Origin of the sequence: Citrobacter sp. Ce119 (assembly GCF_030334525.1) — a bacterium.
In the GTDB taxonomy this organism is placed as follows: Bacteria; Pseudomonadota; Gammaproteobacteria; order Enterobacterales; family Enterobacteriaceae; genus Citrobacter; species Citrobacter europaeus.
Genome location: NZ_JAOWDR010000055.1, coordinates 64,193 through 84,755, shown reverse-complemented (window position 1 = coordinate 84,755; position 20,563 = coordinate 64,193). Strand labels below are relative to the sequence as shown.

The 20,563-nt window shown below is 48.1% G+C and carries 19 protein-coding genes; 10 read left to right on the top strand and 9 right to left on the bottom strand.

Annotated elements, in window-relative coordinates; genetic code table 11:
- From OGV80_RS15040 to tssK, 6 genes are all read right to left on the bottom strand, one after another.
- A partial coding sequence (locus tag OGV80_RS15040) for a DUF6708 domain-containing protein (protein ID WP_353654551.1) occupies positions 1–545 on the bottom strand: 545 nt, incomplete at its 3' end.
- Positions 546–3,635: a T6SS effector BTH_I2691 family protein gene (locus OGV80_RS15035; protein ID WP_140389858.1), complete on the bottom strand. Its 3,090-nt coding sequence runs from the start codon at positions 3,633–3,635 to the stop codon at positions 546–548.
- A gap of 13 nt (positions 3,636–3,648) precedes the next feature.
- Entirely contained in the window at positions 3,649–4,563 is a 915-nt protein-coding gene (locus OGV80_RS15030; protein ID WP_080625398.1) for a hypothetical protein, read from the bottom strand.
- A 2-nt stretch (positions 4,564–4,565) separates the two neighbouring features.
- Positions 4,566–6,866 carry a type VI secretion system Vgr family protein gene (locus tag OGV80_RS15025; RefSeq protein ID WP_286515239.1) on the bottom strand — a complete coding sequence of 767 codons (2,301 nt, stop codon included), beginning with the start codon at positions 6,864–6,866 and terminating at the stop codon, positions 4,566–4,568.
- Between the two features lie 153 nt (positions 6,867–7,019).
- Positions 7,020–7,667: a type VI secretion system protein TssL, short form gene (gene tssL, locus OGV80_RS15020; protein ID WP_043015894.1), complete on the bottom strand. Its 648-nt coding sequence runs from the start codon at positions 7,665–7,667 to the stop codon at positions 7,020–7,022.
- Positions 7,664–9,004: a type VI secretion system baseplate subunit TssK gene (tssK, locus tag OGV80_RS15015; protein WP_043015893.1), complete on the bottom strand. Its 1,341-nt coding sequence runs from the start codon at positions 9,002–9,004 to the stop codon at positions 7,664–7,666. The genes tssL and tssK overlap by 4 nt, the downstream gene beginning before the upstream one ends.
- A 275-nt stretch (positions 9,005–9,279) precedes the next feature.
- On the opposite strand from tssK, the gene pyrC reads away from it, so the two are divergent.
- The 7 genes from pyrC to OGV80_RS14980 all read left to right on the top strand — a co-directional run bounded on the left by pyrC (position 9,280) and on the right by OGV80_RS14980 (position 14,229).
- Positions 9,280–10,326: a dihydroorotase gene (gene pyrC, locus OGV80_RS15010; protein WP_047412125.1), complete on the top strand. Its 1,047-nt coding sequence runs from the start codon at positions 9,280–9,282 to the stop codon at positions 10,324–10,326.
- Positions 10,327–10,391: 65 nt separating this feature from the next.
- Positions 10,392–10,637: a DNA damage-inducible protein I gene (gene dinI / locus OGV80_RS15005; RefSeq protein ID WP_043015891.1), complete on the top strand. Its 246-nt coding sequence runs from the start codon at positions 10,392–10,394 to the stop codon at positions 10,635–10,637.
- Between the two features lie 340 nt (positions 10,638–10,977).
- Entirely contained in the window at positions 10,978–11,232 is a 255-nt protein-coding gene (bssS, locus tag OGV80_RS15000; RefSeq protein WP_003036154.1) for a biofilm formation regulator BssS, read from the top strand.
- 308 nt (positions 11,233–11,540) lie between these two features.
- The gene (solA, locus tag OGV80_RS14995) at positions 11,541–12,659 is read left to right on the top strand and encodes an N-methyl-L-tryptophan oxidase (RefSeq protein WP_286515237.1); all 1,119 of its coding nucleotides are present in this window, start codon (positions 11,541–11,543) and stop codon (positions 12,657–12,659) included.
- A 51-nt stretch (positions 12,660–12,710) separates the two neighbouring features.
- Positions 12,711–12,824: a YceO family protein gene (locus OGV80_RS14990; protein WP_003846814.1), complete on the top strand. Its 114-nt coding sequence runs from the start codon at positions 12,711–12,713 to the stop codon at positions 12,822–12,824.
- Between the two features lie 261 nt (positions 12,825–13,085).
- A complete protein-coding gene (locus OGV80_RS14985) occupies positions 13,086–13,652 on the top strand; it encodes a cytochrome b (protein ID WP_043015889.1) in 567 nt (188 codons plus the stop codon).
- A 1-nt stretch (position 13,653) separates the two neighbouring features.
- The gene (locus OGV80_RS14980) at positions 13,654–14,229 is read left to right on the top strand and encodes a YceI family protein (protein WP_043015888.1); all 576 of its coding nucleotides are present in this window, start codon (positions 13,654–13,656) and stop codon (positions 14,227–14,229) included.
- Positions 14,230–14,274: 45 nt separating this feature from the next.
- On the opposite strand, the gene trhO is transcribed toward OGV80_RS14980, so the two are convergent.
- Positions 14,275–15,327, bottom strand: coding sequence for an oxygen-dependent tRNA uridine(34) hydroxylase TrhO (gene trhO / locus OGV80_RS14975; protein WP_043015887.1), 1,053 nt, complete (start codon positions 15,325–15,327; stop codon positions 14,275–14,277).
- A 220-nt stretch (positions 15,328–15,547) separates the two neighbouring features.
- Between trhO and OGV80_RS14970 the strand changes: the two genes are divergently transcribed.
- Together OGV80_RS14970 and mdtG are read left to right on the top strand one after the other, a co-directional pair.
- Positions 15,548–16,468, top strand: coding sequence for a Kdo(2)-lipid IV(A) acyltransferase (locus OGV80_RS14970; protein ID WP_043015886.1), 921 nt, complete (start codon positions 15,548–15,550; stop codon positions 16,466–16,468).
- Positions 16,469–16,623: 155 nt separating this feature from the next.
- The gene (gene mdtG, locus OGV80_RS14965; protein ID WP_043015885.1) at positions 16,624–17,844 is read left to right on the top strand and encodes a multidrug efflux MFS transporter MdtG; all 1,221 of its coding nucleotides are present in this window, start codon (positions 16,624–16,626) and stop codon (positions 17,842–17,844) included.
- 61 nt (positions 17,845–17,905) lie between these two features.
- Here the strand turns inward: mdtG and OGV80_RS14960 are convergent, their stop codons facing one another.
- Positions 17,906–19,237: a sensor domain-containing diguanylate cyclase gene (locus OGV80_RS14960; RefSeq protein ID WP_286515234.1), complete on the bottom strand. Its 1,332-nt coding sequence runs from the start codon at positions 19,235–19,237 to the stop codon at positions 17,906–17,908.
- Between the two features lie 692 nt (positions 19,238–19,929).
- On the opposite strand from OGV80_RS14960, the gene OGV80_RS14955 reads away from it, so the two are divergent.
- Entirely contained in the window at positions 19,930–20,307 is a 378-nt protein-coding gene (locus OGV80_RS14955) for a MysB family protein (protein WP_043017882.1), read from the top strand.
- On the opposite strand, the gene OGV80_RS14950 is transcribed toward OGV80_RS14955, so the two are convergent.
- On the bottom strand, positions 20,308–20,535 hold the full coding sequence (locus OGV80_RS14950) for a YceK/YidQ family lipoprotein (RefSeq protein ID WP_047413529.1): 228 nt from the start codon (positions 20,533–20,535) through the stop codon (positions 20,308–20,310).
- Positions 20,536–20,563 lie beyond the last annotated feature (28 nt).

The following is a 20,563-nucleotide window of genomic DNA, read 5'->3' as shown; positions in this document are numbered from 1 at the left end:
ACCGGCCAGTCTATCCACGGATTCCAGCTGCTGCGGTGATGTTCGTAAATATAGACTTTCTGCCGCTTACGGTTTAGGCGCACGGGCGTACCGCGTGGCGTGTGATAGGTCATTCTGATCAATAATTTAAAGAAAGATATAAAAAAAGCACAAGTTAATAAAGAGCCTAAAAAAATACTCACATCCCATTTAATTACAAAAGGAGCTATTAAGTAAAAAAGTATAAATGGCACTAAAAGGAAGGCAAAAATATCGCCGCCGCCCCATGAGATCTGATTCTCATAACGGGGAATTTCCAGCCAGATATCATTCTTTTCATTCAGCCAGATAGCATTGGGTTCAACATCGTGCTCCAGCCACTGAACCGGCAGATCCTCCTGCCATCTTTCCGCCTGCGGGATCAGTACGGAACGGCGATAGAAAGGGTTTTTGGGGCGTTGTGTTTCAACGTTTGCTGTATGCTGTTCCTTTTTTTTATTCTCAGAGGCGGACAGTGATGCGCGACGCTTTACTTTATTGCCTGGCTTTTTAGTCATAATATTCATTTATCCTTTTACATTAAGCGTTAATGAAAGCACATCCTCAACGTTATATTTATTTTTCCAGTAGCTCACCGTTAACACTGCCCTATTGTATGAAAACGATGAAACCCACCCGCCATTTTTAATAATCAGCAAACTGTTATCTTCATCCGTTTCATGCTCAATAAAACCTTTAAAAAAATACTCGACTTCATTATGATATTTATCATCCTGACCTGGGAACATTTCATGCGATTCTGACGTCACTGATAGTGCATTACCATTAGCAGCAAATGCCTGCAGTTGATATTCATAGGCAGATAATTCACTATTATAACCGGGTAACGTAATATTGGACTCAATTTGTCGGTAGGTTCCACCACCACCAGGAATAGAAGAGACTGTGCTAAAGGCGACCTGAACCCGCATACCGGAGATAATTGCGTTATAATCGGCTAAGGCGCTGTTTAAATCCTCCAGACTCGTAGCCTGCCAGGGAATATCATCTTCTTCGCGACGAAGACCGAAGCAGCAACGCCGCAGCCAGATTTCAATCGGCGTACTACGTAGTTGCTCCCCCCTAAGAGCTAATGCAGCGCCTAAAAAAATTAATGCTAATGCTAGTCCGGCGGGGCCAAAAAGAGTAAAAACGCCGTAGTAAGCATAATAACCAGCAACAGCCCCACCAGCGATCGTCGACGCGGCAGCAAAAAAATAAAACTTTGCAGAACCATTGTCTCCCTTGATATAAGCATCCCACCAAGAAAATCCCATCCTTATCCCATCCACTACCGAAGCTACTCCAGCCAGAACACCGCCCGCTTTAATCAGTGTATGGACATCCTTACCCAATACTTGCCAGAGGCCTTTTTTCGTTAACATACGTCCAAAACCGGCGATTTCCGTTGCCGCGCTGGCGATCATCAGATAGTTCGTTAACTGCTTAAATTTACCGTCGGTAAACTGAAGTGCTCGGTTATTTTCCCAGAGATCGTAAGTCTGGAATGCCAGCATGGCCGTAGACAGCACCATACCTATAGCATTACCGCTCACCAATCGCCCGGTTCGTTCACTGATGATGTTGCTGCGAATATTTTCCCATTGCGCCGCATCCACCGTGCGCAGAGAGGACTCGGTTTTATCCAGCAATGAAAGTGACGATATACGGAGTTCACTGGCAAAATTGCCGACATGTGATTGGTGAGTAATCGGCGCTTTTGTTACTGATGAAGGACTCACTCCGGACTTACGCAGCGGTTTAAAAAGGTTTTCTAAAGCAACCATACTGCTAAGTTGCATATTAATCCGCTGGCCCAGCAACTCGTTGTCCGTGATCGCCAACAAATATCCTACGGCTGAACGCGTGCTTGTCACGCCTCCCTGACGAATCGTGCCACTAAACGGGGATGAATTTTTGGCAACCTCCATGCCCAGGCGCGTGCCATATTCCTGATAAAACTGCTGGAACTCTCTTATGGTCATCGATAAGGAAAAAAGCGTCACCGTTTGCCCCGTGGCGACATACCCAGCCCCCTGAAGCATGCGTATGACCCCGTGTCGGGTCGCATCATCCAGTTTGTCAATTCCCCGACTAAACGCGCCATTCATCGCCAGAATACGGGTGTTAAACATCGCCTGGATTCTGTCGCTTTTTAGCGTATTACCGATTTCATCCGCACCAACAATAACTTTCAAATAAGAATAGACGCTTAGCCCGCTGTAGATGCTGCTGTAATCATCAGTGCTATATCCTAGCAGTCCTTTATATACAGGACTGTTAGTGTCGCCGAACCATGTACACCACACATCACGGGTACTATCATCAATTGCCCCTCCCTGCAGGCAGGTGGTGACCGTCGTGAACTGGCGATACCATTCGAGCAGATCCTGCTGTTTTGAATAGTCATTATCGATAACATATTTCCAGAGAGGCGCGACATACCAGAGAGCTAAATCTGTACCCACATTGTCAATGCGCTGTTGTAGGGATTCCACCTTTTCCTTATAGGTTTTTGCAAAATCGGCTCGCCCTTTTTCATCATAACTTTGCTGTAAACGCGTAAAGTATTCATCCCACGTCTGGCGGCCAACCTCGTCTTTATCAATACATTCCACACTGTTAGCAGCAGGATACGGGGAAGAGGTATACACACAGCGGGTTTTGCTGTTTTGCTTAATACTCTCTTCCGACCCCGCCAGATAGTTTTCAATTGCCAGGGCGATGATATGTTTGTGCATGGTTTCTGGTTGGCTAATATAATCTTCCATGGCGCTCACCAACTGCAGTTGCCCTGCTTTTAACTCCTGAACAATCCCTACACTGTCTGTGAGGGTAATTGCCACCGGCGGACGCTGGTATTGCTGCGTAATGCGATCAACATAATCGCCAAATGAGGTGGACTCATCCTGGCGTGAGTAAAATCCATGCATTCCTCCCTCGGGTTCATTAATCTTCTCCAGCCAGGGATAAAGTAAGGTTGCATATTCAGCCACCTTCTCTTTCAATGATGACAACGCGCTATCGATCGCAAATTCGCCTTTTTCAGCAGACGGCGCGCTTTGCAGACTATCCAGAATAATATGCGTAAAGCGTTCTTCGGACGGTTCTTTTTCATACTGACTTAAAACGTCATCGCTCCAGGGATCGCTGCTAAATGCCAGCCACGCTTCGCTGTATTTTTTGGTATCAAAATTGATAAAACTTCCCGCATTGCAATGCCCTTGCGTGCGACAGGCGCTGCAAAGCGATTCTACCGCATCACATTCAGGCATCAGAGTGGCTTCAAATTGCCGCAATGCGCCTTCTGTTGTAACTTCATAACCCTGCCATGTTTTTTTATCGCCATTGCTTTCTTTAGGCTTTAAAAGTACGTACAGATATCCCATGCGCAACGTTCTTAAGGCATATTTATATTCCCCTCCTTTCAGCGAGGGTGCAGGTTGTGGCTGAATGTTAGGTTGCCAACCAGAAGAGACCATCCCGTTGGGTACAACAGCAATCCGCAGGGGAAGAACCGGAATGCCTTCTCGTTGACACACCTTACAATCTGACGGGATCTGGGCAGACTGATCTGCTGCTGCGGCATTATCTTGAGATTGATCCTTAAGCGACATAAATAAACATTCCTTATTGAACGGTGCTTTGCTGTTCCAGTTCCAGCCAGACTGAATCGGGTAATGTCTGAAGTAACTGCGTCAACAGTAGCGAGGGATTTTCTCTCGCCTGTTGCAGAAGAGACGCAATGGTTGAATGACGGGTTATATCAACGGGAAAATTGAGTGCATTTAGTGCGAGATAAGTTTTATCACGCAACTGATGCAATCCTATTTTACCGACTTCTTTCCAGGCTTGTGCAGCCAGATAAACTGCGTTATCCGGTAGGATCGTTTTCCCATTATCCCAGGCATATAATATGCGCCATATATCCCTGATATTCAGTTGGCCTTCCTGCATTCCCCACGTCAGTTTACCTGCTGTCGTTGCTTCGATGCTGTTCAGGCCGTTGAGTTTTCCCGTATAGGCTATATACCACCAGGTTGAAATTGGCCAAAGAACCTCTTCAATCACAGGAGATAACTGCGTTAGATACAAAAGCTCCATACGCAATGGCTCAAAAAAGGGTAATGAATAACCTGTAGTTATCTGGTCACCAAGAGTTCGGCAATTATCTGCGATCTTTTGCGACAACACCTGAAGCCCACAAGCGCTGCTCAATAGCCCACAAATATAGCGCTTATTATATTTCCGCTCATAGGTTCCATATCTTACAACTTCATTAATCACTGCGGTTGAACACACCTCTCCGGGTGCGGCCAGTAATATCAAATGTGGACAAGATTCCGGAGAGTAGCGAAGATCAGGACGTAGTACGGGTTTGACGTTTTCAGCGCCATATATTTCCTTTAAATTACTTAGGCATAAATCATTTAAAAAAGTGACATTTTTTAACGGATCGACCAGTAAATAGCGATATTCATTTTGGTACCGCCCGTTAAAATCGCTACATATATCATCCGATTGAAACTGTTTATAGTTGCTCACGATTACGTCCGCTCCTTGCAGGTCGCACCGGGAGGAAGTTCCGGGGGCGTATAATTATACGGCTGTGGGATCTGACGATTAAACGTAGCGCTTTTCACATTCACATCACCCAATGTCTTAATGGTCACGCCTGAACGTTCAATAATGAGTGCCGTTTTATCGCATGCTAATGTAATTTTTTTCGCCGTCGAGATATAAACCTCCCCGTCCTTACTTTGTATTTTCATATCTTTCATGGCAGTAAGCTCCATGTTGTCATCTTGCGCCTGTATCTCAACCTTGCCTTTGTTGGCAAAAATCTTAATCCCCAACGTTTTAGCAAACAGACTGATAACCTCCCCGGCAGCGACGGTAAACTTTTTGAACACGCTGAAATCACTGTTTTCAGCCGAGGTCTGAATAAAATTATTACCCGTACTAATTTGAATACTTTCCGGAGATACCTGTGCAATACCCGCGGGTGCGCTCAACAGCAAAGCCGCTTGCTGTAAATCTTTTAGCGACCCTTCCATCAGACTTTTTTGCGCTGCTACTTGTGCTAGCTCTGCGTTGGCCGTTTTCACCGCCTCGCTCAGCGATTGCGCCAGTCCTTGCGCCTGTTCCAGGGTTTCCAGCGCCGCTTTCATTTCAAGCTGTAGGTCCTGCGCCTTTGCCTGCATATCGGCACTGATAAACAGCCCTTGTCCGCCGCGTATCGTCCCCCATTTGTCCGTGCGCAGCTCAAACCCTTCCCCCCGTTTCTGCTTGCCGCTGTCCACGATATGACCCAGATTTAGCTGGCTCTTCCCGCCGTACTCCGTCGAGAGCTTGATATGCTCCTGCCCACGGGTGTCATCGAGGCGGAATTTGTTGTTCGTAGGGGTACGCAGGACATTGCGTTTATTGTTGCGGATGGTGACATGGTCAGGATGGGCTGAGTCATGCAGTGCATGGGCGATATATGGCCGGTCCGGATCGCCATTTTCAAACGCAATAGCCACTTCCGTGCCAGCCAGCAGTGGCAGATGAAAACCATAGGTATCTCCAGCATACTGTCTGGCCTGACGCACCCACAGACTTTCGTACCCGGCGGGCCATGTATCGCGGTCAAAGAGTAAATTGACCCGATAGCGTCCGTCTTTATCGATATGCCCGTAGAGATCGCCTGGCTGGGTACTGGTCACCCGTGCAGGCAAAGTGCCCGCCATCACAGGTTTCTCCGGCGAAGGTGCGCGAAAACAGTAACGTTCAGAACAGGGTATTGCCTCAAACTCCAGCGTATAGCTACGGTCACGAGCGGCACGGGTATGAATCGCGGTGATGACCACGCCGTGGGCAAACATATCTGGAGCCTCACCGCCGGTCACCTTCAGCGCCTGGCCAGGCATTAACGTTACGCTGTTGCTGGTGCCCCCCAGTCGCGTCTGCCCGTTCAGATAGCGTTCGTGGCGGATACGGGCATAAAATCCCCCGCCCTCAATAGTCTGCGGGCTACCGGCCTCACGAAAATTATCTGCGTAATGATACGCTTCACCACGGGTAGTTTTGTCGCCCGCAGTGACATCCATCGCGCTGTCCATGTCCCTTTGGGCGTCACGGTAGTTGTAGTCTCGGGTGGTAACCGTGTTTTCAACCACCGAATGCGACGAATTCAGCGCCCATGCGGCTTCAACTGTGCCGTCGTACATACCGGACGGGTGGCGCAGCGGTAGAGTGATTCCCTGTTCATATCCCTGCTGATCGTCGTAAAACTCTATCACCTCAATTTTCAGCCGTGAATCTGCCGCGAAACGGAACCAGATCCCGGTCTCCGCCAGCAACCGTGACAGAAACGTCAGGTCATTCTCGCCGTACTGCATCACCTGTTCGCGACGTGGGTACTCATTATTCAGCTTAAAAACAAAATCCTGACCGCGCAGACCATGACGTTCACGCAGGATTTTTTCCGTAATCTGCGAGACGGACATATCCTGGAAAATCGCGCTCTGATGACTGCGGGAAAGTAGCGCCAGACGGGGTTCCAGTCGCACCTCGTAATGCGTTTCGTCACGTGAGGCAGACAGACACTTAAATGCGGTAATCACCCCATGCAATGTGCGCTGCGGAGTCATCACCGCCATCCCCTGTTCCGGCGGTGCGCACAAGCTGAACGAAGCGTCCTGCATCAATACTGTTTCCGGCGTAATACCATGATTAGTGCTGGTGAACTGAATGTCATACCGAAAAGGCTGGCTGAGATATTCATGTCCTTTGAAAGCCAGAACGTCTGGTTCCACGTCCAGCCCACGAATAGTCAGTTTGTTATGGTTGTGATCAAACAACATTTTGTGCCCTCCTGGCGTTCGGGCACGCTACCGCCCATGGCCGTAACCCTATGCCCATTAAGGTAATACTTCCCCGTTCTCAGTAACCGCGTTGAATGTCCCTACTGCTCAACACATGAAATTGGCGAAGCCCAACGTTGCCATTCGCCTGTGTTATGCGGCGAAACTGACCAGTAGTGAGTCAAGCCAGCAGTCCAGCCCCCACCAGAGTAGTCCCACCGCAAACAGGCCCAACATCAGCCGAATTCGGACGTCACGCAGCCATAAACCCAGCGAGCTTCGCGCAGGTAAGGTATTAAGTACCGGCTGTGATTCCTGAAACTGAAAAGCGGGAATATGCGATGTCAGTTCATTGAGTAACGCTGTCCGTGTTGGTGCGTCCGGACTCAGTCCACCGAGAAATCCCAACATCAATACCCGATGGAAACAGATAAGCACCGTTGGTTCCGGTGCCGGCTCGCGCAGAACACCACGCATCCGCTCATACAACGCTTCTCCGGCGTCGAGGGTGTTGAAGTAGTGCGTCTGGAGCGGGGACTGATACCACACCAGACTGGCATCATCCTGTACCTCGCGACTTTTCACCGCCTCATCCAACAGTGCACAACAGGCATAGGTGATGTGCAGAATGTTTTCCTCGGTTAACCCCGCCGTACGCGTCACCTCTCGCACACACGTCACATTATCCGCGCACATCTGCCACAACCGCCGCCCTTCCCCAGTAGCAAACTGCTCCCCCTGCCGTAATCTAACGGTCTGAAGCCAAATATCGGCCAGACATTCATCGACGTTGAAGGTCATGTGCGCAACACCGCAAACAGCTCAAGCTCGAGTTCACCCAACGTGCCCGGTACATAAAATACGCAGACGCCAGCGTCCAGCATTCGCTGGGCCGACGGATGATTGAGATCGAGGGAGAAATACTGATTTTCCAGGCGCAGGGGAATCGCCGCCGGGACGTGAGTTTGCGCTTTCAGCGGGATGCCATTTAGCGCAATATTCACAACCTGGTTTACATCGTCCGGGCTCCCCGCCTTGCATAATTGTGGGAACTGGTTATAAAGCTGCGCAGCTGGCAGGGATGAACGCACCGACAACCAAAAGTCAGCACCTTCACGCAGACGGGGATCGTGTAGTCGGGCGATCCATTGATGCAGACGAAGATCGCGTTCCATATCAATGGCGATGACCCGTGATGGCAGGCTGGTTTCCAACAATCTGTTCAACAACCTGAACAACGGCAAAAACGTGTTGCTTAAATCATCGTGCTGATACAGCGGGATAACGCCAATCTCATGTTCCAGCGAGAACGTCAGCAGCGCCCCCGCCAGCCGCGCCAACTCCTGATACACGCGTTCCGGATGCACCTGTGGGAAACGCTGGTACATCCCCAGGACGGGTTCGGCGGTATTTAGCGCATTGAGCAGCCAAAATAACGAGACGTCTGCTACAGCAAAATCCGCCATCCGCTCATTACTTTCCCGACGCATTGCCATCAAACGGATAATGCGAGCACGCAGTTGCGTCAATAAAACCTCTGTCTTGTCGCACAACCCGTGATTACCGTGCATCGCCAGCAGCGGAGGGATGAACGTCCCATCAAGGACATAGTTACCCTGTACGTCTTTTAATATCCGAGCCACCGGGCAGGTGAGGTAATTGGCATTATCCTGAGTTGAAAGCCGTAGCGTGAGTTCATGTTGCATCACCGCCATCGGCTTTATGTCATCATCAAACTGGTTGCGTACATCGCGCCACACCTGGCGGTAACGCACCGGATATTCAGCAATGTCTTCCGGTTGCAGGCAATTACGGTCATTCGAATAAAACTGAGGAAGGGCCAACAGCACTGTGGCTTCGTTTGTCTCCCCCGTCAACGTTAACGTTGGAGGTAGGGCATCCATCTGCTCAGTATCTATCTGAGTACCGTCCTGAAATCGTAAGTTCAGGCAAAGGGGTTTCAGTTGCCCTTGTGTCAGTACTTGTGAATCAAATTCTGCACGCCATACCCCCCACGGATGCATAACGCTCATTTGGGCTATACCCTGGTCATCACGGGAATTAAGCAACGTTTGCTGTTGAAAATACTGGGGAGAAAGGAGGATCCCTTTTGTCCATAGCGGACGAAAAATCTTCATTGCACCTCCTGTGCCATAACATTTTTATTCAAACATCCAGAAATAAAATAGATTAATAAAAATCATTTGTTTTATGATTAATTATATCAATATATATAATTACACACTGAAATAAAAAAATTAAGTCTTAATTAACGATTAAACATTTGGCGCGTTGGCAGTGTGATACTGCTGGTGACGCTTACAGACAGCGCGCTTTTTTTCGTGCAAACGAAAACGTTTCCGCTTATCCTTTGTTTCCGGCAAAAAAGACTATCCTCAGCCGGAGCATATTGATGACTGCACCATCCCAGGTTTTAAAGATCCGCCGCCCAGACGACTGGCATCTTCACTTTCGCGATGGCGACATGTTAAAAACTGTCGTGCCCTATACCAGTGAAGTGTATGGCCGCGCCATTGTCATGCCGAATCTGGCTCCGCCCGTCACCACGGTTGACGCGGCTATCGCTTATCGCCAGCGAATTCTTGACGCGGTACCTGCCGGACACGACTTCACGCCATTAATGACCTGCTACTTAACGGATACGCTGGATCCCAACGAGCTGGAACGTGGATTTAACGAAGGCGTTTTCACCGCTGCAAAGCTTTATCCGGCCAATGCCACCACCAACTCGACGCATGGCGTAACCTCGATTGACGCCATCATGCCGGTACTGGAAAGGATGGAAAAATTGGGTATGCCGCTGCTGGTGCACGGCGAAGTGACGCATGCGGATATCGATATTTTCGATCGTGAAGCACGCTTTATTGAAACGGTGATGGAACCACTGCGTCAGCGTTTAACTGCGCTGAAGGTGGTGTTCGAGCATATTACGACTAAAGATGCTGCCGACTACGTGCGCGACGGTAACGAGCTTTTGGCTGCGACCATTACGCCACAGCACCTGATGTTTAACCGCAACCACATGCTGGTCGGTGGGATTCGCCCTCACCTGTACTGCCTGCCGATCCTCAAACGTAACGTCCATCAACAGGCGCTGCGAGAGCTGGTTGCCAGCGGGTTTAACCGCGCCTTCCTTGGTACCGACTCTGCGCCGCATGCGCGTCATCGTAAAGAGTCTAGCTGTGGCTGTGCGGGCTGCTTTAATGCGCCGACCGCGCTGGGCAGCTATGCCACCGTGTTTGAAGAGATGAATGCGTTGGCGTATTTCGAAGCCTTCAGCTCACTCAATGGCCCACGGTTCTATGGTTTGCCAGTGAATGAGACCTTTATTGAGCTGGAGCGCGTGGAGCATCAGGTCCCGGAGAGCATTGCACTGGACGATGATACGCTGGTGCCTTTCCTGGGTGGCGAAACGGTACGCTGGTCAGTAAAAAATTAAAATAAGTGTAGCCAACTGAGGCGATTAACTGTATAAATAAACAGTATATTCCACAGGGGGCTACTATGCGTATTGAAGTCACTATTGCTAAAACTTCACCACTACCCGCCGGCGCAATTGACGCGCTGGCAGGTGAACTCTCCCGCCGTATTCAGCACCATTTTCCGGATAACGAAGGTAACGTATCCGTGCGTTATGCTGGCGCAAACAATCTGTCGGTTATTGGTGCGAGCAAAGAAGACAAAGAACGTATCAGCGAGATCCTCCAGGAGACGTGGGAAAGCGCGGATGACTGGTTCATCAATGAATAAATAATGATATGCAGTGATGTTTGTTTGCCGGGTCGCCCCGGCTTTTTTATACACGCCATCTTTAAATCAATAGCGAATTCCTGCTGGCAAACTAATATTTTAATAATCAATTTCTGGTCATCTTTTAACCACAACACCAAAATAATTGTGCAACATGCTAAAAAAAAATGAATAACATGTTGGTTTCTTACTCAGATAACGCTGAAAACAAAAAAATTATGCGCTCCCCTCTTTAAATTTCCAATGAATACCCTTATTTATTGATATACTGAAGTTGCTTCAGAAAAAAACGCATTGAACCTCGAAAACCGTTGTCTAGTAACACGAATTAGGGGGCATGATGGAAAAGAATAATGAAGTCATTCAGACTCATCCGCTTGTAGGATGGGACATCAGCACCGTTGATAGCTACGATGCGCTGATGCTGCGTTTGCATTACCAGACCCCGAATCGTCCAGATCCGGATGGGACTGAAGTTGGGCAAACGCTCTGGTTAACCACTGATGTTGCCAGGCAATTTATTTCGATATTAGAAGCAGGAATCGCCAAAATTGAATCCGGCGATTACCAGGTAAATGAGTATCAGCGACATTAAACCTGATACCTCCAACCATCAAAAGGCACCTTATCGGTGCCTTTCTTATTTCCAGGTTGAATATTCCGGGTCAGTTATTTACCCTGCTATACCTGTCATACTTCAAGTTGCATGTGCGTTGGCTTTCCTCGCTCACCCTGGTCACGTACTAATGTACGCTCCCAGGGATTCGCTGCGTTGCCGCGTGATTCGGCCTTACGGCCTCACCCCTTCGGGGCCAGCGCGAGCGCTGTTCAAAACGGCCGGGCCGTTTTGTCCTGCAACTCGAATTATTTAAGGTATACTATCGCGATTGCAGAGAGAAGCGGATGAAATACGACTTAATCATTATTGGCAGCGGTTCGGTAGGCGCCGCAGCCGGATACTATGCCACTCGCGCCGGTCTGAAGGTTCTGATGATCGATGCGCATATGCCCCCGCATCAGCAGGGCAGCCACCACGGCGACACTCGATTAATTCGTCATGCTTATGGCGAAGGCGAAAAATACGTTCCTCTGGTACTGCGGGCGCAGACATTGTGGGATGAACTGTCCACCCAAAATGAAGAACCGATTTTTGTTCGCTCTGGTGTAATCAACCTCGGCCCGGCAGATTCAACCTTCTTAGCGACCGCGGCACAAAGCGCAAAACAGTGGCAACTCAACGTTGAACAACTGGATGCTGCAGCCATCATGGCGCGCTGGCCGGAGATTCGCGTACCTGAAAACTATATCGGCCTGTTTGAAGCCGAGTCAGGTTTTTTACGCAGTGAGTTAGCGATTAAAACCTGGATCCGTCTGGCGGAAGAAGCAGGCTGCGCGCAGCTATTTAAATGCCCGGTCAGCGCAATTAGTCACGGTGATGATGGCGTCACGGTAGAAACCGCCGACGGTGACTATCACGCGCGAAAAGTGGTGATCAGCGCCGGTACCTGGGTGCAGGCTTTAGTCCCCGAACTACCGATACAGCCCGTGCGCAAGGTGTTCGCATGGTATCAGGCCGATGGACGTTACAGCGTCAAGAATAACTTCCCTGCCTTCACCGGAGAGTTGCCAAATGGCGATCAATACTACGGTTTCCCGGCTGAAAATGACGAGCTAAAAATTGGCAAGCACAATGGCGGACAGGTAATTCATTCTACAGAAGAGCGTAAGCCGTTTGCCGCTGTTGCCAGCGATGGATCTGAAGCCTTCCCATTCCTGCGCACAATTCTGCCAGGCGTTGGTTGCTGTCTGCACGGTGCGTCCTGCACCTATGATAACTCACCGGATGAAGACTTTATTATTGATACTCTGCCGGAGCATGACAACATGCTAATCATAACCGGGTTGAGCGGACATGGCTTTAAGTTTGCCTCCGTGCTGGGAGAGATTGCGGCAAACTTCGCCCAGGACAAACAGTCTGACTTTGACCTGACCCCCTTCAGGCTAAGCCGTTTTAAGCGATAATAAATGATGGCCTCGTTGGTGAGGCCATTTTTAATGACAGGAATAACATCGATGCGCCGCATCTTTCACTATCTGGTTAATAATATTCGCGAGCATTTTATGCTCTACATTATTTTATGGTCGCTACTGGCAATTATGGATGTTATATATATTATGTTTTTTTGATCTCATTACGCTGACATTAATTGACATAAACTGATGTTAGTTGAATTTTCATTGCAATAAATTGAATAAGAAAAAAACCTACAAACCCCGAAAGCAGGACTTAACACTCGCCTTTCCCTCTAAATGCCTGATGATAATTTCATAAATTAATCAATTATTTTGATTTAACAATAAATATCAGCGTCATTGTTATTTATTAGTTGCATTAATGTCTTTTCCGCGCCATTTTCATTCACTTCTGAAATATCTAACGGTGTGCTTATGCAATTCAATAATAGTCCACAACGCTATGGCATAGTGTCTGCCGTATTACACTGGCTGACTGCGATTGTTGTATATGGCATGTTCGCGCTGGGTTTATGGATGGTCACGCTCAGCTACTACGACGGCTGGTATCACCAGGCCCCTGAACTGCATAAAAGCATCGGCGTTCTGCTTATGATGGGATTAGTCATCCGCGTCGTCTGGCGATTGCTCTCCCCTCCACCTCCTGCGCTGACAAATTATTCCCGTTTAACCCGCATCGCTGCGGCAGTGGGTCACCTCGCGCTATACACATTGCTCTTTTCTATTGTCATCAGTGGATATTTGATTTCCACCGCTGATGGCAAAGCGATAAGCGTATTTGGTTGGTTTGACATCCCAGCGACCCTTGCCAATGCGGGCGCTCAGGCCGACCTCGCAGGTAGCCTGCACCTGTGGCTTGCATGGTCCGTGGTGGTTTTATCGCTTCTGCACGGACTGATGGCCCTGAAACATCACTTTATCGATCACGACGATACCCTCAATCGCATGTTGGGAAAATCGTCATCTGACAATGGAGCTTAAAATGAAAAAAAACCTGCCTGGACTGACACTCGCCGCTTTGTTATTCACCGCTGGCTCGGCCGTGGCGGCAGATTACAAGATTGACAAGGAAGGACAGCATGCCTTTGTTAATTTCCGTATCCAGCATCTGGGTTACAGCTGGCTGTACGGCACCTTTAAAGATTTCGACGGTACATTTACCTTTGATGAGAAAAATCCCGCAGCCGATAAGGTCAACGTGACCATCAACACCAACAGCGTTGACACCAATCACGCTGAACGCGACAAGCACCTGCGCAGCGCAGATTTCCTTAACGTGGCCAAATTCCCACAGGCGACGTTTAGCTCCACCAGCGTGAAAAAAGAAGGGAACGATCTGGATATCACCGGTAATCTGACCCTGAACGGCGTCACTAAGCCGGTTACGCTGGACGCAAAGCTGATAGGTCAGGGCGGCGATCCGTGGGGCGGTACGCGCGCTGGTTTTGAAGCACAAGGGAAAATTAAACTGAAGGACTTCAACATCACCACCGATCTCGGTCCGGCGTCACAGGAAGTGGATCTGATAATCTCAGTGGAAGGTGTCCAGCAGAAGTAAAACATGAGTTGCCGGATGAGGTCTTACCCCTCAGCCGGCATCATTTTATTGCGTGGGATCCGGAATGCCCAGCTTGGTATTCAGGCGACCGCGTGATTTATTAAAGATTTTGTTGCCATTTTCGCGGCCAGCGCGACGACGTCGTTGCTCTTCTTCCGGCAACTCACTCTCTTCGCTGCACAACTCGCTACAGCAGCCGTTATATTTTTGCGCACAGGCCGGGCACTGGATAAACAACAGATGGCAGCCATCATTTTTGCAATTGGTATGGCTGTCGCACGCCGTTCCGCATTGATGGCAATGCGCAATGACATCTTCAGAAATTCTTTCACCCATACGCTCGTCAAAAACGAAGTTTTTACCGACAAAACGCACCGGAAGTCCCTGTTCACGCGCCTTGCGGGCATATTCAATAATACCGCCTTCGATGTGCCAGACTTTGCTAAATCCGTTGTGTTTCATCCATGCGCTGGCTTTCTCACAACGGATCCCGCCCGTGCAATACATAACGATTTTTTTATCTTTATGCGCCTGCATCATTTCAACCGCTTTCGGTAACTGATCGCGGAACGTGTCTGCCGGGATTTCCAGCGCATTCTCGAAATGGCCCACTTCATATTCATAGTGGTTGCGCATATCAATGAATACCGCGTCAGGATCGTCCAGCATGGCGTTTACTTCTGCCGCCTTCAGGTAATCCCCCACGTTGCTGGCGTCAAATTGCGGATCGTCAATCCCATCCGCCACGATGCGTTCACGTACTTTCATACGCAGCACCCAGAACGATTTACCGTCATCATCCAGCGCGATATTCAGACGCAATCCGTTTAATGCGGGATCAAACGCATAAAGCTGCTGGCGAAATGTCTCGACGTTGCTTTGCGGTACGCTGATTTGTGCGTTGATTCCTTCATGAGCAAGATAGACGCGCCCGAAGACGTTCAATGCGGTGAACATCTGGTACAGTGCATCACGCGTGTGCTGAGGGTGGGTAATAGTGAAATATTTATAGAATGAGATCGTCGTGCGCGGCTCAGTCTCGGCCAGCATTTTGGCTTTGAGGGCGTCGTTCGAAATGCGGTTGTGTAACACTGGCATGGTGTACGTATCCTGCAAATTGGGAGTAAATGGAAATCGGCGGCATCATAAAGCAAACATCGCCAATTTACATCCACACATTTTGCGCTACATTTCTTACTTCAATATAAACGCGCAACAACAATTGATGGTTTAATCACCGTTCTCCCGTCACAAATTTTTGATATGCACGAAAAAATGCGACAATACAGGGAATTGGTCGTTTGAAGACAGGATAGACATGACGAATTTACCCAAGTTTTCGGCTGCGTTACTGCATCCACGTTATTGGTTAACCTGGCTGGGCATTGGCATCCTTTGGTTAATCGTGCAGTTACCCTACCCGATTCTTTATAAGTTGGGCTGCGCATTAGGTCGCCTGGCGTTACGTTTGATGAAACGTCGGGTAAAAATTGTATCCCGCAATCTGGAACTGTGCTTTCCGCAGATGAGCGAGCAGGAACGCCAGCAGATGATCGTCAAAAACTTTGAGTCCGTTGGCATGGGCGTGATGGAAACCGGAATGGCCTGGTTTTGGTCCGACAAGCGTATTTCACGCTGGACGGAAGTTATCGGGATGGAGCATATCCGCGACGTTCAGGCACAAAAGCGGGGAATTTTGTTGGTGGGTCTGCACTTTTTGACCCTTGAACTGGGTGCGCGTCAGTTTGGTTTGCAGGAGCCAGGTATTGGTGTGTATCGCCCTAACGACAACCCGCTGCTCGACTGGCTACAAACCTGGGGCCGTATGCGTTCGAATAAATCAATGCTCGACCGTAAAGACCTGAAAGGAATGATTAAAGCGTTGAAAAAAGGCGAAGTGGTCTGGTATGCGCCGGATCATGACTACGGTCCTCGCGCCAGCGTGTTCGTACCGCTTTTTGCTGTTGAACAAGCCGCAACGACCTCCGGGACCTGGATGCTTTCGCGTATGTCCAATGCCTGTCTGGTCCCGTTTGTTCCTCGCCGCAAGCCTGACGGTAAAGGGTATCAATTGATTATGCTGCCTCCGGAGTGTTCTCCGCCGTTAGACGACGCGGAAACTACGGCTGCGTGGATGAATAAGATTGTTGAGCAATGCATCATGATGGCTCCTGAGCAGTACATGTGGCTGCACCGTCGCTTCAAGACGCGCCCCGAAGGCTCCCCTTCCCTGTATTAAATCGCTGTTGCAGCCCTGAGGGCTGCAACACTTTCCCTGCCCGCTTTAGGTTTAACTGCTATCCGCATTGCAGCAACTATCAACCAGGCGCATAATTAGTCTGCTTACTTATATTCAATCGATAGCGCAAACAGCGCGTCACACTGCGGAACGCTATGTCACCCTCAGATGCTCCCATAAACTGGAAACGCAACCTCACCGTTGCCTGGCTGGGTTGTTTTTTAACCGGCGCAGCATTTAGCCTGGTTATGCCCTTTTTGCCGCTCTATGTCGAGAGTCTGGGCGTCACGGGTCATAGCGCCCTGAACATGTGGTCAGGCCTGGTCTTCAGCATCACGTTTCTCTTTTCCGCCATCGCCTCTCCTTTCTGGGGTGGCCTTGCCGATCGCAAAGGGCGAAAAATCATGCTGCTGCGTTCCGCGTTGGGCATGGCTATTGTGATGCTGCTGATGGGCCTGGCGCAAAATATCTGGCAGTTCTTGATCCTGCGCGCCCTGTTGGGTCTGCTCGGCGGTTTCATTCCCAACGCTAATGCGCTGATCGCCACCCAGGTTCCGCGCAACAAAAGCGGCTGGGCGCTGGGTACGCTCTCAACCGGAGGCGTCAGCGGCGCGCTGCTCGGACCGTTAGCCGGCGGGCTGCTCGCGGATCAGTACGGTTTACGCCCGGTATTTTTCATCACTGCCAGCGTGCTGCTGGTCTGTTTTATCCTGACGCTATTTTTTATCCGCGAGCGTTTCCAGGCGGTAAGCAAGAAAGAGATGCTGCACATTCGCGAAGTGGTAACCTCTTTAAAGAACCCAAAACTGGTGCTGAGCCTGTTTGTCACTACGCTTATCATTCAGGTAGCAACCGGCTCTATTGCGCCCATTCTGACGCTATACGTTCGCGAGCTGGCTGGTAACGTCAGTAACATCGCTTTTATCAGCGGGATGATTGCCTCCGTTCCGGGTGTGGCTGCGTTAATAAGCGCCCCAAGGCTTGGCAAACTCGGTGATCGAATTGGCCCCGAGAAGATCCTGATTGTGGCTCTGGTCATCTCCGTGCTGTTGCTTATTCCAATGTCATTCGTACAGACGCCCTGGCAATTGGGGGTTCTGCGCTTTTTATTGGGTGCCGCCGATGGGGCTTTGCTCCCGGCGGTACAAACGCTGCTGGTCTATAACTCAACGAATCAGATCGCCGGGCGGATTTTCAGTTATAACCAGTCATTTCGCGACATCGGCAACGTAACAGGACCATTAATGGGGGCGGCGATATCTGCCAACTATGGTTTTCGCGCCGTCTTCTGTGTGACCGCGGGCGTCGTACTATTTAACGCCCTCTATTCATGGAATAGCCTGCGCCGTCGCCGGAGTCCTGAGGCCGCAGGATGATTTGAGTGTATTTATCTTCTCAGAATCGAATGATATTTTTCACCCGACACTCATTTAAGTCTTAATTGTAATAGTAACATACCTTATTCCTGCCAGTATTTTTGGCCTCATACAGCGCAGCATCTGCATATGAAACGACTTTGTCCGCTGATTCATCATCAGTTTTGCTACAATATACGCCAATACTTATCGTCATTTTTTCTTTCAACTCATACGCATTTGGTATTGCCGTACCATTCTCAATATTCCGTCTAATTCGTTCCGCTATCACAATAGCTTCATCTTTATCGTTACACTTAAGCAGGATCGCAAATTCTTCGCCACCTACCCTTGCAAAAATATCCGTATCCCTAATTGATTTATTGATAATATTGACAACACTGATTATTACTCTGTCACCTTCCTGATGACCGTAGGTATCGTTAATCCGTTTAAATTTATCAATATCCAACACCATTACACTCACTACGCCTTTTGCTAACGCTGATTTTAATGACCTGTAGAACAGTTTACGGTTATATATTTTCGTCATTGCGTCTTTAATAGCTGAATCCGTTTCTTTTTTCAGGATGATGAAGGTGTTGTACATAAGTATTGATATTATACACAGGGTACTTATCACCTCAATGCCCCTGCTGACATACCAAATATACATGCTGTATTCATCCAGACTCAGAAGTAGTACGTTGGTTAATATTCCCGAGCAACATAGTAACCCTATGCTTTTCCACAATATATTTTTCATTCTGGTTTTAATGATTAAATACAACAGAACCAGACTCCAGGACACAATAAGTGAATAAATATACCCAATATGCCAGTGCACCGTGACATTATCAGGTTTCAGGCTTGTGATCTCGATTGTAAAATTAGGGTTGTAACTGGCCAGAATGTGCGCCACAACAGCGATTACCAGCATGATTAAAAAAGCCAGAGCGATATAGCAAGGTTCTCTTTCTTTGGTTTCAATAACTGTCGAAGTTTCTTTGTAAGACTTTAAAGATATGAATAACAATGCAATAAAACTGACCTGCCGAAAATAATAGAATATAGCAATATCGTTTGTTCTTTTTTCGATCGAAACATTGTCATTAATCAAATTCTGAACGATGTAGATAGTCTCAGCAAAAAAAACATCATTCCCAAGAAATGCCATTCCTAGTATCATTAAGCAGGTGAGATCTTTTCTACAAAGATACTGGAACAACATAAACAGGAAAATTATTCCGTATAAAAAGAATAGCCCTACAATTATAATTAAATATACTGTTTGCGGCACACTCTGTATTGTTAATTTAAATTGTGTAAGACACAACCCCCCAAGAATATAACCAGCCAAACAGATTACATAGAAAGCCATCAACCTTCCATTATTTGAATTACTGTTATCCATAACAACCTTAGGAGAATTCTTAATTTTGCATTTTATATATTAAAGCATTAATTTTTGCAAACATTATAACAGCACAAGTTCAATGATATTGATTCATTCCCAAATTAATGATTTTATATAGATTTATAACATCTGGTATTAATCATCTATTATTATGTATGCTTTTGAAACGCTCATCAGAGCGTTAACAAAGTCCATACACTAAGGATACCTTAGCATTACCATTGATGCTTGCTGGTTTAATGTTTTTCAATAATTGCATATGCAACACTCCCGACCGTGAAATTAATTTTCTCCTTTGATTTAATAGTGTTATAAAAAATTCAGTGCATGACTGCCTGCAGGAATCCACACAAAACCTTAGCAAAAGCCTGTTGGTGATAAAGGTTTTCTTATATGACGTCCGCTTTTATTTTTTTGATTTTCATTACTACATTGCAAACCACATACATTACTATTTTTTCTTGATTTTTTTTGCTGATATTACGTCGGCTTCAGTATCTGCCAATGTAAATTTTTGCATAAACTACCGAGATTACTTTTATCCAGCTTCATAGACATTGCAGGCGGTGATCATCTGATTGAGTTAGCCACGCTGTCAACGGGTTTGACGCTCTGCGAATCGCCGTCTATAGATTGAATCATCACCCTTTATTGTTCGCCTTAGGAGAAGGAATATGGCAAAGAATGACATGAATTTTTATGCCACGCTGGAAGAGGCTATTGATGCGGCTCGGGAAGTGTTTCTGGCTGATAACCCTGACCTTGAGTCAGACGACGCCAGCGTTCAACAGCTAAGCGTCCAAAAATACGTGCTACAGGATGGTGACATTATGTGGCAGGCGGAATTCTTTGCTGACGAGGATGATGTAGATGGTGAATGCCTGCCAATGTTGAGTGGCGAAGCCGCGCAAAGTGTTTTTGATGGTGACTACGATGAAATTGAGATTCGTCAGGAGTGGCAGGAAGAAAACACGCTTCACGAATGGGATGAAGGTGAATTCCAGTTGGAGCCTCCCCTGGATACCGAAGAAGGTCAGACCGCAGCCGATGAATGGGACGAGCGATAGTTATTCGTAAGGTCCATGGTGAATGTCGAGCGGTAGCAGCAGCGTATCAAATACCAGCGAAAATGGCAGGTCGAGGATGGTGACGTAACGCCACGCGGAGTCGCGTACGTCCCATTGCACACCAGGATAGTATTGGTTTCCGTGCCCTTGTCCTGGGATAGTTCGGCTAATAATGCTGCCGCATCCGCTCAGGAAGATCACCATAATTCCCACGGCTACTATTCGCACCTGATATCTCCCGCCTCTTTTATTCAGT